This window comes from Rahnella bruchi, assembly GCF_003614975.1.
Taxonomy (GTDB): Bacteria; Pseudomonadota; Gammaproteobacteria; order Enterobacterales; family Enterobacteriaceae; genus Rahnella; species Rahnella bruchi.
The window spans coordinates 183,512-199,107 of the sequence record NZ_QZWI01000002.1 but is presented as its reverse complement, the minus strand read 5'-3'; the positions used below and the strand labels follow the sequence as shown (position 1 = coordinate 199,107).

Genomic DNA, 15,596 nt, shown 5'->3' with positions numbered 1-15,596 from the left:
TGTGCTTCGTTCATCATCAGTCACTCTAAATATGGCTTGTCTGACACGTGCCGCCAATGTTTTATTCGGACAGACCAGCCGGATGATGCTTTTTTAACAGGTTTGCTGTTCAGTGCGGCTGAGACGTTTTCATAAACATCGCCGTGAGAGCCGAGAGTACGCAACCGGCCATCAGATAGAGGGCGACAGAATGCCATGCACCTCCTGAGAAATTCAGTAATGCGGCGGCAATAAAGGGGGTGAATCCGCCACCTACCACGCTGGCGACCTGATAACCGACACCCGCGCCGCTGTAGCGATAACCTGCCCCGAACATCTCTGTGAACATTGGCTGTTGCACGCAAACCACCATATCGTGGGCGATATTTGCCAGCAGCAATGAGAAGACCACCATGCCGACAATTGACCGGGCTTCGAGCGCCATAAAGAACGGAAAGGCGCTCAGTGCGCCGACTAACGCGCCGGTGATGTAGATCCGGCGGCGTCCGAAGCGATCTGCCATCCAGGCGAACAGCGGGATCGTCACACAACTGATGCCGCCGACCAGCAGCCCGATGTTGAGAAACAGTTCACGCGACATTCCCAGATTGTGTGTCGAGTAATTGAGTGCGAATGCAGTGACGATGTACATCGTCAGCAATTCGCACAGGCGCAGGAGGATGATCTTCAAAAATGCGCCGGGATGGCGAAACAGCGCTTCGAATACCGGTAAGCGTTTTTTTTCTTCTTCGGGCTGCGCCTGCTTAGCACGTTCAAATTCGACCGATTCCTCCATGCCATTACGCACCCACAGTGCGCCAAGCACCAGTAACACGCTGAACAGAAACGGTAAACGCCAGCCCCAGCTCATAAACTGCGCATCCGTTGTCAGGCTGCTTATCAGAGAGACCAGGCCGGTCGCGAGCAACAGGCCGACGCCATAACCCATCTGGATGCCGCTGCTGTAGAAGGCTTTTTTTCCGGAAGGTGCGCTTTCAACGGCCAGCAGTGCTGCGCCGCCCCATTCACCACCGACCGCAAATCCCTGAATAGCGCGCAGGGTGACCAGCAGCGCCGGGGCCCACCAGCCAATCGTTGCGAAAGAGGGAAGAATACCGATGCACGCGGTAGCGATGCCCATGATCCAGACAGTCATCATCAGCATTCTTTTACGACCCAGACGATCGCCGAAATGGCCGAAGACAATGCCGCCGAGAGGGCGGAATAAAAAGCCGACGCCGAAGGTAGCAAATGCGGCGAGCGTACCCATTGCCGGGTCGATTTGTGGGAAGAACTCGCTGTTAAACACCAGCGCGGCGGTGATGCCGTAAAGTAAAAAATCGAACCAGTCTACGACTGCTCCAACGAAGCTGCCCCAGGCTGCCCGGCGGGCACGTTGATAGGAGGATGTCTCCCGATCGGGGCGGGGGGCGGTGAGCATAGAGTCCATAATTGTCCTGTCCGTTTCTAAAATTTCTAATCTTTTTAGTTATTAAAATAGGTAATTGAGTTTTATCCGGCGCACAGCAAAATAAAACCGCTACTGAGACTACAGCGTCAACCGCCAGGTTAAAAACGCTTTTGCTGATTGAGGGGGAATTTAACGCAGGGGAGTGGGGTATGCGGGGGCACTACAGAAACTTTCGTTTTCAGAACGGACTGGTATTGCGGGCCTCGATGCGCTCCCGACTAACGGGGTGAACAAAGTGCAGTTCACTGGCGTGCAGCATCAGTCTTGAAGTCAGCTCCGTGCCGGGTTGCAGGAGTCCGCCATACAGATCACAACCTAAAATAGGGTGGCCAAGATACTGACAATGGATGCGAAGCTGGTGAGTGCGCCCGGTTTCCGGCATCAGCCGGACTCGTGTTAATGGCAGTGACGTTCCGTTTTCCAGTTGGTGATAAAAGCGCTCAATCACCCGATAACCGGAACGCGCAGGCTTGCCGTTGGCCGAACAAATTGACATCAGCGGGAACAACGCAGGGTCTTTGGCTATCGGTGCGTCTATCGTGCCTTCGTCCTGATCAAGATGTCCGCAGAGCAGTGCGCTGTACACTTTGGTCACTGCACGCTGACTGAACTGCTGGCAGAGGGCGGCATTGATCGCTTTATTGCGTGCGAGCACCATCAGGCCGGAGGTGCCGAAATCCAGACGATGTATCAGGGTGCAACCGGGGAAGAGCTTTACCAACCGGTGATGAACAGAATCCAGATTTAGCGGATTTTTCCCCGATAGACTGAGTAATCCGGAGGGTTTATTGATAAGCACCAGATGCTCGTCCTGAAAGAGGATTTCGATCGTTTCATGGCAAGGCGGAGCAATAAAGGTATCAATAATCGCAGACATCAGGAAAACCGGAGGAAGAGTGGGAGCGGATGATAACCAATTTTAAAGCAGGTGGCGACGTTAACCGGGCAGACGCTAAAACACAAAAGCAAAACGCCCGCTTAAGTTTCCTTAAGCGGGCGTTTCTAATATGGCTCCTCTGACTGGACTCGAACCAGTGACATACGGATTAACAGTCCGCCGTTCTACCGACTGAACTACAGAGGAATCGTTGGAACGGGGCGAATAATAGCGACTGCCCCGTGGCATGTCAAAGGGGAAACTCTATAAATGTGTTCGTTTGCTGATACTTTGGTCAAGTTGTTGACAATAGAGTCAAAAAAGAGCTTCAAAGCCCTGTTTTTGGCCGTTGCCAGGCCTTTTACTGCTTAGCGTAATTCTGCGCAGGCGCGGGTGATCCGGGCACAGGCTTCCTGTAAGCGGTTATCATCAATGGCATAAGCGATGCGTAAATACCCCGGTGCGCCAAAAGCTGAACCCTGAAGCGTGGCGACATGGGCTGATTGCAGAAGATAAGCTGCGAAATCTTCGTCTGTGTCCAGTATCTCTCCGGAAGGCGTCGTTTTACCCAACAAGCTTTGGCAATTAGCGAAGACATAAAACGCGCCCGGCGGCACTTCTGCACTGAAGCCGTCGATGGCATTCACACATGCCATCACAATATCCCGGCGGCGAGTCAGTATCTCAAGCCACTCACGGATAAAGCCATTGCCTTGTTCCAGTGCAGCGACAGTTGCCGCCTGCGAAACAGAGCTGGGATTGGATGTGCTTTGCGACTGCAAAATTTGCATTGCAGAAATCAGCCACGCCGGGCCACCGGCATAACCCAACCGCCAGCCGGTCATCGAATAGCCTTTGGAAACACCGTTGACTGTCAGGATACGATCCTTCAGGCGCGGTTCAACCTGTGCCAGAGTGGCGAATTCAGCGGAGGTAAAACAGATTTGCTCATAAATATCATCCGCCATGACCAGCACCTGCGGATGTTCCAGCAGAACGGCAGCCAGCGATTTTAATTCTTTTGCACAATAGACGGCACCCGTTGGATTATTCGGAGAATTGAGGATAACCCATCGGGTTTGAGCAGTGATGGCCGCCGCCAGATCTTCAGGCTGCAACTTCCAGCCATGGCTTTCCAGGCAAGGTACAATTTTCGGCTCACCTTCGGCCAGAGCCACCATATCCGGGTAAGAAACCCAATAGGGCGCGGGAATAATGACCTGATCACCGGCAGAAACAGTGGCTAAAAGTGCATTGAAGATCAATTGCTTGGCTCCGCTGCCTGCAATCACTTGGTCCGGACGGTAGCTGATCCCGTTTTCGCGAGTAAACTTAGCAATGATGGCCTGTTTGAGTGCGGCGGTACCGGCAACTGCGGTGTATTTTGTATCACCTTGTACAATCGCATCAATGCCCGCCTGCTTAATATGCGCGGGTGTATCAAAATCGAGCTCACCTTCACCGAGGTTAATAACATCTGAACCAGACGCAATAAACGCACGCACCTGGTCGGAAATCGCCGCTGTCGGCGAAGGGCGCACACGACGTAAGCGAGGTGCAAGAAATTCAGCTGACATTGTTTCCCCTGTTTGAACAATAACAAAATTGTATTATGTGAATCATTAAAACCAATTTAAACTTACCATTCTTCTTTTTGCTTTGCTCATAATTTCTTCGTGCTGAGCAGCATTTTACCGGCGGAAATGGCAGGGCAACTTGTTTGGCTGAATCCGGAGCCAGCCGGGTGCCGTCACTTTCCTTTGATATATCAAGGTTGTCTTATGGCTTTTATTTTTGTTGCACATGACACACCTGAGCCATCGCTGTACGGGGCGATGGCGGCAATACTGGCAGCACTAAAACATTTACCGTTAGCCCACCTGCCGGTGAGTTGGGATATCGCGCGTTATCCTGATGCCTGTCAGCACGTCATCGGCGAAGGACAACTGATGACCAGTGGTTTGCTGTGGACTGAGCGAATGAATCCACAAAGCGCCGGAAAAGTCATGGAGCTGGAAGACTTGCTCAATACCTATGGCACTGGGGATGTGGTTGTTCCGCTCGGGCCGATGCAGATTATCCAGTTCACGCAAATCGCCAGACAGGTGCGGGAAAACGCGCTGGATTACGAACTGGTTACGGTTGAGCGCGCTAATCAGGGTTATCTGTTCAACCGCCACGGGCAGCCCGATGAAACGTCAGGATGCTGGTGGCGCGATCGCTACGGACGCTGGATAAATCAGAACATGCCGCCACAGACCGGACCGTCGTTGCGCATTGCGCTGGTCGGCACTCAATCAGATCAATGCAGTATTTATCCTGCCACTCTGGCTGCTCTGGGTGACGCCGCAGATGCGCTGTCGTTATCTCTGGATATGGTGTATGCCGCACCTCAGGCGCTGGAAGATCATCTGCATGAGGTGATGGAAAACGTCGATGGGATATTGCTGCCGGGTGGTTCGGCCATGTGCAATGTAACCGGACAAACCTGTGCGGCGCATTATGCGCTGAACCGTAATATTCCTGTTCTCGGGCTTTGTCTGGGCATGCAAACCATGACCACGGCCATCGTGCAGAAAATGTTAGGTTCAACGAAAGCCAATCTGGCAGAAGCTGATCCGGATGCCGAAATCAAAACCTTTGTGCCGTTGACGGATACGCCGACATTTCCGGTTCACCGCCTTGGGGATTATCAGATGCATTGTCGCACCGGCAGCAGGCTAAATGACATCCTCGGCGATGAATTTACCGTGCGCTATAACCACCGCTTTCATCTCGAACCTGAACTGAAACCCGATTTGGAAAAATATGGGCTGCGCATCAGCGGGACGGATTCCACCGGGAAAATTGCCGATGGCATTGAGTTCACGCATCACCCGTTTTATCTCGGGGTGCAAGGGCATCCTGAGCTGTCGTCATTGCGCGTAAAACCGCATCCATTGCTTATAGCATTTTTAAAAGCGGCGGGTTTACAGCGCAGTTAAGGAGGGGCCAACCCAGTTCTCCGTCAGGAGTCCGTCAACGCGTATGAATTCATTCATATTGTTGGTAACCATCACCATACCCGCGCTGCGGGCCTGTGCGGCAATATGGATATCGTTCACTCCAATCAGGCTGCCACACTTTTCGAGGCAGGCACGGATGTGCCCGTAATGCGCGGCAGCTTTCTGGTCGTAGTCGACGATACGTAAATGAGAGACGAATTCCTCCACCGCCAGTTTATTTTTGGCCGGGTTGGCGCTTTTCGCAATGCCATGCAGGAGTTCAGCATACGTGATCATTGAAATGGCCAGCTGGTCGGCGTGCTGGTTGAATTTAGCCAGCACGCTCATCGGCCTGCGTTTCAAGATATAAATAACAATGTTGGTGTCCAGCAGATAGGTCAGCATTAAAAGGTGTCCCGTTCAGGCTGCTCTTGTGAAGCACGATCTTCCATGAAATCGTCGGTCACCCGCAGCTCGCTGAGGAAAAAATTATCCCATGTGTTATCAGCTGGCGTTAACACCAGTGAATTCCCTACTTTTCTTATCGTCACGATTTTTACCTCGTCAGGAAAACGGCACTCTGCCGGAATACGTACGCTCTGCGTTCTGTTGTTTAAAAATACCGTGCCTTTAGGCATATCATTATTCCTCAGTAAGTTGCTTAAGCCGAAACCTGCTTAAATAATACTCGCCTGAAAAATATAGTGCAAAGGTATATACGTCAAAAGGAGATGGCAAGGACATAAATAATGTCATTGCCAGATTTGCGGCATGTCTCGGGAAAGCGGATGTAACGAGAGAGTATTCCCGCCCCACGGACGGGAATTTTTAACGACACGAATTACTTCAGAGTGACGCCGGAACGCGGATCCGCAGCCAGTCGCAACAGTTCCTGTTCCACCAGCCCGATGATTTCAGGCTCCAGATCAATCAGCGGGGCGCGCACATGATGGCCATCGAAGCCGCGCAGGTTCATGGCAGCTTTCACCAGTTGCGGCTGACCGAAACGGCGGGCGAGGGCACGATACGGATACCACAGGCGGTGGAGTTCACGGGCGGTATTCGCATCGCCGTTTTCCAGTGCACGATACGTTGCCAGAATGATTTCCGGCAGCGCGCCGCTGTTAGTTGTGCTGATGCCGTCAAAACCGCACATCATCGGCCCTAAGAAAGCCAGATCAGAGGCGCAGAACAGGCGCAGTCGTCCGCCGAGCCGGTTGGCAATCTGGTCAATGGCCGTCGGGTTCAGGTCACCTTGTTTAATGCCCACCACGCCTTCGATATCGGCAAGTTGTTCCAGCACCACAGGCGGCAAAGTAATGCCGATGCCCGGCGCGTTGTACACCAGAATACCGGTGCGTGATAACGGCGCCATCTGTTTGAAGAAGCTGATGATTTGCGCATCTGTCACTTCCGACACAAACGGAGGTGTCACCATCGGCAGGCCGCCGAGATCACCGGCCAGCTGAGTTAAATCACGGACAACACGGGCGTCAGAACCGGCGCTGCATAACATCACCGGCACGCGATCACCGACGATTTCCATCACATGCCGAAACAGCGTAGCGCGCTCATCTGCGGTCATTGCCGGGAATTCGCCGTAAGTGCCACCAATCAAAATACCGTCGTAACCGAGGCTGATTACGCGCTCGATATTGCGCGACAGCCCCGCGAAATCAAACTCGCCGCTGGCGGTAAAAGGCGTCACGGAAATATTAAAAATACCTTTCAGGCGCGCCTGACTTTCACTAATGTCTTTCATTTATTCAATTCCCGTAATCTTGTTAAAAGCTAAATCAAAGTAAGGTTAGCGGACGATCCACCGTGCCGAGGGCGCGGTAGCCGGTTTCGGTTACCACTATGGTTTCACTGACACCGACGGTGAATTCGCCGTAAATGCGCAGAGCTGGCGGGATGTGGAAGGTCATGCCTGGCTGTAATTGCGTGGTGATACCGCTGTAAAGGCTGAGGATTGCGCCTTCGCCCCAGTCCGGTGCAAACGAAATCCCAATCGAATAACCGGTGCGTTTTTTGAAATTGTCGGTGTAACCCGCGCGGTCAATTACGGCCTGACATGCCAGATGCGGCGCTTCGCAGGTGGCTCCCGGACGAATCGCATCGAGTGCAGCCTGCAACGCTTCCTGGCACACCTTTTCCATTTCCAGTGCCACGGCGGGCGGTTTGCCGAGCCAGGCAGAGCGCATCAGAGCGGCGTGATAACGATCATGCGTGGCAGCCATTTCGAGGAAAATCGGGTCACCTTCGAGGATTTTACGGCGACGCCACGTACCGTGCGGCACGCCGGTGCGGGGACCGCTGGAAACCAGAGGTTCCATACCCATGTATTCAGAACCGGCGGCGATAGCCGCGCCCATCATGGCGGAAACCAGATCGTTTTCGGTCGCACCGGCGGCAATCGCCGCGCGGCCAGCCAGCATACCGGCATCCACGTAACGGGCGGCGTGCGCCATTTTCTCCAGCTCTGCGGCAGATTTCACCGCACGCAATTGTTCGATAACACCGGCTGCATCGTGAATAGTGCCGATTTCAGCCTGCAACGCTTCATACACCGCAACGGGCAGGAACCAGCCGCGTTTATCGATACCGATCCGGCTTTTCATCCAGCCGCGCGCTTTCAGTACATCGAGCAGGAAATTTACCGGATTATCTCCATCGGTATAAATTGCGGCGTCGCGGATAAAGGTGTTGGAAATAAAGTTGAAATACTCCAGCTGACGGATGACAAAAACCGGATCGCCTTCCACCGGCAATACCAGCGTCTGGAAGGTGTAATAGCCCGGCGTTTGCTGGCCTGTCAGATAAAAGATGTTTTCCGGACCGGTGATGACCATCACGTCCAGACCGGCTTTCACCAGTAACTGACGCGCTTTCGCCATACGCTGCACATATTCTTCTTCACGAAAGGCGGATTCTGCGCCAGGAACGACGCGGCCCAGATCGGGCAATGATGTTGCTGTCATTGTTCAAACTCCTGAATAAATTCTGCCTGAGAGGGGGTGAAGCGAATGCCGAGCCCCGCGCCCGGCTGGCTGCTGAGCAGCCCCTGATGATAGGAAAGGCCATGAACCGGGTCATTGCCCAGTCCGTCGGCACCGTAAAGTTCGGCATAAGCGGGCTGGCAGGCGCGGGCGACGTGAAGTGCCGCTGCCGTGGCTGCGCCGCCTTCATTCATCTGACCAATCATGAACGGTACGCCAGCAGCGGTCAGACGCCGTGCGGCAGCCAGTGTCGGTGCTATTCCGCCCATTTTAACCAGTTTGAGATGGGCCATAATCTTGCCGTTTAGCTGCAAAATACGATCTAAATCCGCCTCACTGCTCATGCTTTCATCCAGCATCAGCGGCACCGGACTGATATTTGCCAGCGCCGGATAAGAGTGCGCATTGGCATCAGAAACGGGTTGTTCGAGATAGCTCATTTCGAATTTCGCCAGTGCCATTAAATGGCTGCGAGCGGCTTGTGGCTGCCATTGCCCGTTGGCGTCTGCGGATAAACTGATTTCGCTGCCAAAACGGCGGCGCAGGGCGGTGAGTCGCGCTTCATCTTCTGCAAAGGTCGCCACGCCGACCCGCAGTTTGAGCTGGGTAAAACCGCGTTCCACATAGGCCGTCGCCTGTTGCAGCATCTGATCCATCGGCGTCCAGAACAGCGTCTGATTAGTGTGATAGCTCACCGTTTCGCTGTTTTGCGCACCGGCAAGTTTCGCCACGCTGATGCCTTCCTGACGGGCGATAAGATCATGCAAAGCGATATCAATCAGCATCCGCGTTGGTGCCAGAAAATCTGCCAGCGATTGCGGCAGATTCATTAAAAGCGTGCTGGCTGTCTGACTGAGATCCAGCTGGCGCAGCGCACGGACAACATCGCTCAGCACCACTTCTGCGCTGTAGCCGTTGAGATACGCAATGTTGATACGCACTTCACCCAGCCCGTTGAAATTTTTATCCTCCAGCAGCAGATACAGCTGATCCAGCCCCGGCACACTGCCCGAAGAGGCGGTATAAAGTTGCAAATGCGGATACCGCAGATCGGCACGATACAACGTAGCTTTCACCGGTTTCCCCCTCAGCGTTTGAGCATTTTCAGTGCGACGTCGCAGTAAATTTTGCTGCCTGCGACGAATTCGTTGATTGGGATAAATTCATCAGGCTTATGCGCGACCGCCAGCGATCCGGGGCCGATGATGATGCCTTTGGTGCCGAGGCTGCGAAAATGCACCAGGTCACATCCGCCCTGAAAACCAAACGGTCCGGGTTGCGGATTGCCTTGTGCAGCGCAGGCCTCGACGCCTGCCAGCACAATAGGATCGTCAGAGTCGGTTTCTGTCGCGCCGCCGGTGGTCGGTTTGTAGGTGATGATTTCACTGCGCACACCGAATTTATGCTGTGCAAGTTGCAGTAAATCCTGAATTTCCTGTTTCACGGCATCTTCGTCTTCGCCCGGCACCATGCGGCGGTCGAGCAGTAATTCGCAGGCACCCGGCAGCACGTTGTCGGCATGGCCGCCGTTAATGCGGGTGACGGTCAGACTGGCGTTGCCGACCAGCGGATGGCAGCGGCAGCGAACGGTATGTTCGTGCGTTTCTTCCACCAGACCGAGCAGTTGCGCAGCGCGGAAAATGGCGTTTTCGCCCAGTTCCGGTGTGCCGGAATGCGCGGTGACGCCATAAACGCGAACCAGCGGACGCAAGCTGCCTTTATGCGCCGAATAGGTGGTGTTGGACGTCGGTTCGCCGATCACAACGTAATCGATATGTGCGGGAGCTTCACGGACGTAAAACTTCGCGCCTTCGCTGGCGACTTCTTCGTCGGCAACGAAAATCGCCATCAGCGTGCCGCTCCAGTCATTACGGTTGGCGGCGAGCCAGCGCATGGCTTCGATCATGGCGATCAGCGGCCCTTTGGCATCGCAGGCTCCGCGACCATACAACCGGCCATCGCGCTCGGTGAGGGTGAACGGATCCTGCTGCCAACCTTCACCGGCAGGCACGACGTCGATATGGGTATTAAAGGCAAAGCACGGGCCGCTGCCGTTTTCAAGACGGCCAATCACATTGGTGCGACCGGGCGAATATTCGCTGAGCGTCATGTCGAAACCGATATCGCTGAGCATCGTGCTGATTAGCTCCGCGGCTTCACGTTCGCGTCCCGGCGGGTTTTCGGTGTTAATCGCGACCAGTGCGGCAAGGTCACGTTTCATTCTGCTGATATCGGGCGATGAAAGGCTCATCGGTGTCTCCTGAAAAACAGTTTTTGGCAAAAGTCAGGCCCCTGGTGAGGGCGCAATAGGTGTTTTGAATGTGCTGAAAGTGATCAATGTAAAATTTGGTCTAAAAAACGTTGCGCCCGCAGGCTGACGTCGCCGCCGAAGAATTTTTCGCCGGTCGCGTTTTCAATGATTTCGCCGTTTTCCATAAAGACGATTTGATTGGCCGCGCGTTTCGCGAAGCCCATTTCATGGGTGACGACAATGCTGGTCATGCCTTCTGCACTGAGGTCGGCCATCACGTCGAGCACTTCACGGATCATCTCCGGATCCAGCGCTGACGTCGGCTCATCAAACAGCATCAGTTTCGGTTTCATCGCCAGCGCACGGGCAATGGCAACGCGCTGCTGCTGGCCACCGGAAAGTTCATCGGGGAAAGAATCCGCTTTATCGGGAATACGCACTTTGCCGAGCAGTTCCAGCGCCTGCGCTTCGGCCTCGCTGCGGCTGACCCCAAGCACGGTCATCGGCGCGAGCATGATGTTTTCTGCGGCGGTCAGATGTGAAAATAGTTCGTAGTTCTGGAACACCATGCCGATATCCTGACGCAGTTTGTGCGGCTCCATGCTGGCGTGGGTGATGTCCTGATTGCGAAAGAAAATCGATCCGCCCTGGATCGGTTCCAGCAAATTAATGCAGCGCAGCAGGGTAGATTTGCCTGAACCGGACGGGCCGATCAGCACCACGGTTTCGCCCTGAGCCACATTCAGGGAGCAGTTTTTAAGAACGTGTTGTGCGCCAAAATGTTTATCGACGCCGATGATCTCCAGAACCGGTTTGGATTTGTTCACAGGCTTCTCCTCAGTTTGGCGTGCTGCTGCGCAGCAGGCGTTCAGTTAAAGACAGCGTGGGTTTCTTGCGTTTTTTCGGATCCAGCGAACGTTCCAGCCACGCCTGCCCGACCATAAAAATCGAGGTCAGCACCAGGTAGTAAATCCCGGCGGCGCACAGTGCTTCGAAATAACGGAAACTGGCGCTGGCGGTCTGGTTGGCGATAAGCAGCAGTTCCTGTACCGCAATCACCGACACCAGAGCGCTGGATTTGAGCATGCTGATCATCTGATTTCCCATTGGCGGCAGTACAATCCGGGCAGCCTGTGGTAAGACAATCTTGCGCATGATCTGGCTCTGGGTCATGCCGAGCGCCATCCCAGCGGTGCGCTGACCGCTGCGCACCGCCTGAAGTCCGGAGCGTAAAATCTCTGCCATATACGCGCCTTCATTTAAGGACAACGCCATCACCGCGCAGGTAAACGCCGAGAATCTCAGGCCGAAAGTCGGCAGGACGTTGTAAACGAAAATAATCTGGAACAGCACCGGCGTGCCGCGAAACAACCACAGGTAAAAGAAGGCCAGAACAGAGCCCGCCCGGAAGCGAGACTCCTGGAGCAGGGCCAGGATCAGCCCTGCAATAATGCCGAAGAACAGCGAGCACACCGTTAACAACAAGGTCATTAATGCGCCCTGAAAGAACGCCGGTGAGAACAGGTATTGCCAAACAAGATCAAGCGACATGAACTTTCCTCAACGTCAGGGCAAAGCGTTACTTCATTTCATAAATTCAGGCTCAGATTCAAAATACAGAGACGGAAGCAGGGAACTGCCATTTGCTGATGATTTTCTGATAAGTACCGTCTTTCACGACGTCCTGAAGGCCTTTTTCCAGCAGTGCTTTCATTTCGGTATCGCCTTTACGCACGGCAAAACCGATGTGCGTGTCTGCTTCAAATTCAGCCCCGACGGCTTCAAAGGTGTCGCCTTTTTCGCTCAGCAGCGCCACTGCACCAGGCGTTGACAGGAATTCAGCATCAGCACGTTTTTGTGCCACCGCGACCGCGGAATCCGTTGCAGCAGGGAAAGTCAGCACGGTGAGCGCCGGTTTTTTGGCATCCAGACATTTTTGGTTGTCCGCACGCGCCTGACTTTCTTCGATACCGCCCAGCGTCACGGCGATGTTTTTGCCGCAGAGGGACAAATCACGGCCGGTAATTTTTTCCGGATTTCCTTTTGCCACAATTACGCGGCTGCCGATTTTCAGGTAAGGCACGAAATCGACCTGTTCTGAACGGGTCGGATTGATGTACATCGCGGAATTGATGATATCGAGGCGTTTCCCCTGTAGTGCCGGGATCAGGCCTTTGAATTCCATCGACATCGGTTCAGGCTTCAGCGCCAGTTTTTCAGACAGGGCGGTGATCAGGTCGATATCGAAACCGGTCAGTTTGCCGTCTTTGGTAAATTCGAACGGCATGAACGTGGCGGCGGTGCCGTATGTCAGCTGACCTTTGCTGACCAGAGCTGGCGCGGCGGCCTGGCTGAACAGCGGGGCACTCAGGCAAATAGCGGCCAGAGAGACGGCGGCATATCGGCGCAAAAAAGTTTTTTTTGACATGACAGACTCCTGTTTCCCATGAGCAGGATTGCTCTTTGTGTCTCATTAAATACAATTAAACTTATGAGTCAAGGCTCTTTTTTGGTGCATTAATTGCACGATTTGGGGGCTTTGCAACCAGACTTCACCATCCTCAAGGCTTATGATATTGTACAAACCTAAACAACAAATACTTTCAGGTGTTGCTATTCCATGACCCAAACTACGACAGCCAGCGGAAGGCGTCTGGCAAACCAAATCCTTGACCTGATACGTGAAGCAAAATTTGAGCCAGGTCATCATCTCAGGGAGCAGCAATTAGCCGATATGCTCGGCGTTTCAAGAACGCCGGTGCGTACGGCGCTGAAATTGCTGTGTGAATTAGGGATTATCGAGGCGAGACGGAATCAGGGTTTTTTCCTGCTTAAAGCCTTCGACGAACTCCAGCGCATCAGCATTGATATCCCCGCCAGCAACGATCAGGATTTATACGAACAGCTGGTGAAAGACCGCATCGGCGGCAAATTACCGGATTCCCTGACGCAGACTGAAATCGCCCAGCGCTATGACGCTGACCGCGGTGTGCTGGCGCGAACGTTGTTGCGTCTGGCGGAAGACGGGCTAATTGCCCGCAACAAGGGGCACGGCTGGTCATTTTTACCGACGCTCAATACCGATGTGGCGCTGAGTAACGGTTACGGATTCCGTCTGATGATTGAGCCGGGCGCGATTCTGGCGGCCGGTTTTCACGCGGATAAAAGCGCGCTGCGCCGTCTGCGGATGCAGCATATTTATCTGATTACGCATCCGGATATTCTGGCTGTGGATGGCCGTCAGATTTTCGAAACTGATGCCACTTTCCACGAAATGCTGGCGGAATTTAGCGGCAACATTTTCGTTTTACAGGCGATTCAGCAGCAAAACCGGCTGCGTCGCTTGCTTGAATTTGGCAGTTACACCAATAAACAACGCGTGCGCGAATGGTGCGAGGAACATGTCGCGATCATTGATGCCGTGATGGAAGGACGAATGGAGGCGGCGGCGGATATGATGCGCAGCCACCTGCAATCGGCTTATCAGATGGTGCTCAATAAAGTCAGTCAGGCTGGGTAACCTGTTGAGAAGGAATTGATTATTTACGTTAACCATTAACCAGAGGAAAAGTGATAGATTTTGGTATAAGGACCCTGTGGCGCGGGTCAATGGCGCAGGCGGCGGCTTAGGCCGTGCGATGGTGGGCGAAGGCATTACGGTTAACGTGAGGGTGCCGGGGCGTATTTCTACTCAACGTCTGGGACAGCTTGATGCCGCATGCGCGTGGATGGTGGCATGATCCCATCCGTCTGATTCTAAGATCGCGGTCGGGGCTGTGCCGCATCTGTTATTAACCCTGCTAATTTATAAGTGTGACCTATAAGAATGCATGATATTGGTGCATCCCTCTTTGGCAGCGCATTTAATTCCCTTCGTAATTTTTATCCCTCATCGATTTTCCATACATCGGCGTAATAGTTTTCTCTTATATTTTGCGGCATTAGCGGCTGGCTCAGGGGTTTTTAACCGGTATGCCGGAGATTGGCGTAAATCTTGCTTTTATCAGTCACGCTAATAATTTGCGTAGATAACTTACATTCATAACAACGATCCAGGGTTATCCCTTTTCGCGCAAGATGGAGACAGAGATGAATCTCAGACGTCTGAAGTACTTTGTGAAAATCGTCGATATTGGCAGCCTGACGCAGGCCGCTGATGTTCTGCACATCGCCCAACCGGCACTGAGCCAGCAACTGGCGACACTGGAAGGAGAATTGCAGCAACAATTGCTGATTCGCACCAAGCGCGGCGTCACTCCCACCGAAGCCGGTAACATTTTGTATTCACACGCGCAGGCGATTTTGCGCCAGTGCGACCAGATCCACAGTGCAGTTAACAATGCTGGTCAGTCGTTGAACGGGCAGGTTTCCGTAGGCCTTGCGCCGGGCACAGCGGCTTCTCAGCTGGCGGTGCCGTTGTTACAAGCGGTTCGCAAACAACATCCCGGTATCTTGTTGTATCTGAATGAAAATTTTGGCACGGCGCTGGGTGATCTGGTACTCAACGGACGCATGGATATGGCAGTATTTTACGGTACCAATATGACCGCCGGACTCAGCAGTCAGCCGCTGATGAAAGAGGATTTGTATCTCGTCGGGGCGCACTCTGTGCTGAATCCGGGAAAATATGTTGAGCTGAGCGATGTGGCGAGAATGAATTTGTTCATGCCGCGCTCGCATAACGTGACACGCCGGCTGGTGGATGACGCCTTGGCTCTGCGACGCCTGAGCGCAAATATCATCGGGGAAATTGAATCTTCCGCCACACTGACTTCGGCCGTTGCCAGCGGTTTGGGTGTCACCATTCTGCCGGAATCTGCTGCCCGCGCCATGACCGGCCCGGCGAAAGCCTGGATGTCATGTATCAGCAGTCCGGCGATTCAGGTTCCGCTTTCACTTTGTGTTTCTGAAACGCTGGCGTTATCGCAGGAGGCAATGGCGGTGAAGAAAATTCTGTTGTCGCTGGTCTTTGAGCAAACAGCACCTGTGCTTGAGCCGATGCTGGTTGCGAGCTGAAATCTGACGTTGCCCTTAT

The 15,596-nt window shown here is 53.6% G+C and carries 16 protein-coding genes and 1 tRNA gene; 4 read left to right on the top strand and 13 right to left on the bottom strand.

Annotated features, from left to right (window positions below; translation table 11 throughout):
* Positions 1-109 precede the first annotated feature (109 nt).
* The 4 genes from shiA to D5398_RS06365 all read right to left on the bottom strand — a co-directional run bounded on the left by shiA (position 110) and on the right by D5398_RS06365 (position 3,904).
* Positions 110-1,429 carry a shikimate transporter gene (shiA, locus tag D5398_RS06380; protein WP_120506853.1) on the bottom strand — a complete coding sequence of 440 codons (1,320 nt, stop codon included), beginning with the start codon at positions 1,427-1,429 and terminating at the stop codon, positions 110-112.
* Between the two features lie 199 nt (positions 1,430-1,628).
* A complete protein-coding gene (locus D5398_RS06375) occupies positions 1,629-2,327 on the bottom strand; it encodes an RluA family pseudouridine synthase (protein WP_120506852.1) in 699 nt (232 codons plus the stop codon).
* A gap of 131 nt (positions 2,328-2,458) precedes the next feature.
* Positions 2,459-2,534, bottom strand: a tRNA-Asn gene (locus D5398_RS06370).
* 161 nt (positions 2,535-2,695) lie between these two features.
* Positions 2,696-3,904, bottom strand: a complete 1,209-nt coding sequence (locus tag D5398_RS06365; RefSeq protein WP_120506851.1) for a pyridoxal phosphate-dependent aminotransferase — start codon at positions 3,902-3,904, stop codon at positions 2,696-2,698.
* A 204-nt stretch (positions 3,905-4,108) separates the two neighbouring features.
* On the opposite strand from D5398_RS06365, the gene D5398_RS06360 reads away from it, so the two are divergent.
* Entirely contained in the window at positions 4,109-5,311 is a 1,203-nt protein-coding gene (locus D5398_RS06360) for a glutamine amidotransferase-related protein (RefSeq protein WP_120506850.1), read from the top strand.
* On the opposite strand, the gene vapC is transcribed toward D5398_RS06360, so the two are convergent.
* The 9 genes from vapC to D5398_RS06315 form a co-directional block, all read right to left on the bottom strand.
* The gene (gene vapC, locus D5398_RS06355) at positions 5,297-5,716 is read right to left on the bottom strand and encodes a type II toxin-antitoxin system tRNA(fMet)-specific endonuclease VapC (protein WP_120506849.1); all 420 of its coding nucleotides are present in this window, start codon (positions 5,714-5,716) and stop codon (positions 5,297-5,299) included. The genes D5398_RS06360 and vapC overlap by 15 nt on opposite strands.
* On the bottom strand, positions 5,716-5,949 hold the full coding sequence (gene vapB, locus D5398_RS06350) for a type II toxin-antitoxin system VapB family antitoxin (protein WP_120506848.1): 234 nt from the start codon (positions 5,947-5,949) through the stop codon (positions 5,716-5,718). The genes vapC and vapB overlap by 1 nt, the downstream gene beginning before the upstream one ends.
* Before the next feature lie 203 nt (positions 5,950-6,152).
* On the bottom strand, positions 6,153-7,073 hold the full coding sequence (locus D5398_RS06345) for a dihydrodipicolinate synthase family protein (RefSeq protein ID WP_120506847.1): 921 nt from the start codon (positions 7,071-7,073) through the stop codon (positions 6,153-6,155).
* 34 nt (positions 7,074-7,107) lie between these two features.
* Positions 7,108-8,292 carry a M24 family metallopeptidase gene (locus tag D5398_RS06340; RefSeq protein ID WP_120506846.1) on the bottom strand — a complete coding sequence of 395 codons (1,185 nt, stop codon included), beginning with the start codon at positions 8,290-8,292 and terminating at the stop codon, positions 7,108-7,110.
* Positions 8,289-9,386, bottom strand: coding sequence for a mandelate racemase/muconate lactonizing enzyme family protein (locus D5398_RS06335; protein ID WP_120506845.1), 1,098 nt, complete (start codon positions 9,384-9,386; stop codon positions 8,289-8,291). The genes D5398_RS06340 and D5398_RS06335 overlap by 4 nt, the downstream gene beginning before the upstream one ends.
* Positions 9,387-9,397: 11 nt before the next feature.
* Positions 9,398-10,561, bottom strand: a complete 1,164-nt coding sequence (locus D5398_RS06330; protein WP_120506844.1) for a M20 family metallopeptidase — start codon at positions 10,559-10,561, stop codon at positions 9,398-9,400.
* A gap of 83 nt (positions 10,562-10,644) precedes the next feature.
* The gene (locus D5398_RS06325) at positions 10,645-11,388 is read right to left on the bottom strand and encodes an amino acid ABC transporter ATP-binding protein (RefSeq protein WP_120506843.1); all 744 of its coding nucleotides are present in this window, start codon (positions 11,386-11,388) and stop codon (positions 10,645-10,647) included.
* A gap of 10 nt (positions 11,389-11,398) precedes the next feature.
* The gene (locus D5398_RS06320) at positions 11,399-12,112 is read right to left on the bottom strand and encodes an amino acid ABC transporter permease (RefSeq protein ID WP_120506842.1); all 714 of its coding nucleotides are present in this window, start codon (positions 12,110-12,112) and stop codon (positions 11,399-11,401) included.
* A 58-nt stretch (positions 12,113-12,170) separates the two neighbouring features.
* Positions 12,171-12,989 (bottom strand): ABC transporter substrate-binding protein, encoded by an 819-nt coding sequence (locus tag D5398_RS06315; protein WP_120506841.1) that lies wholly within the window; start codon positions 12,987-12,989, stop codon positions 12,171-12,173.
* A 192-nt stretch (positions 12,990-13,181) separates the two neighbouring features.
* Between D5398_RS06315 and D5398_RS06310 the strand changes: the two genes are divergently transcribed.
* The 3 genes from D5398_RS06310 (at position 13,182) to nac (ending at position 15,577) form a co-directional block, all read left to right on the top strand.
* A complete protein-coding gene (locus D5398_RS06310) occupies positions 13,182-14,081 on the top strand; it encodes a GntR family transcriptional regulator (RefSeq protein ID WP_120506840.1) in 900 nt (299 codons plus the stop codon).
* A gap of 76 nt (positions 14,082-14,157) precedes the next feature.
* The gene (locus D5398_RS25610; protein ID WP_244216718.1) at positions 14,158-14,301 is read left to right on the top strand and encodes a hypothetical protein; all 144 of its coding nucleotides are present in this window, start codon (positions 14,158-14,160) and stop codon (positions 14,299-14,301) included.
* Positions 14,302-14,650: 349 nt separating this feature from the next.
* The gene (nac, locus tag D5398_RS06300; protein ID WP_120506839.1) at positions 14,651-15,577 is read left to right on the top strand and encodes a nitrogen assimilation transcriptional regulator NAC; all 927 of its coding nucleotides are present in this window, start codon (positions 14,651-14,653) and stop codon (positions 15,575-15,577) included.
* The last annotated feature ends 19 nt before the right edge of the window (positions 15,578-15,596 follow it).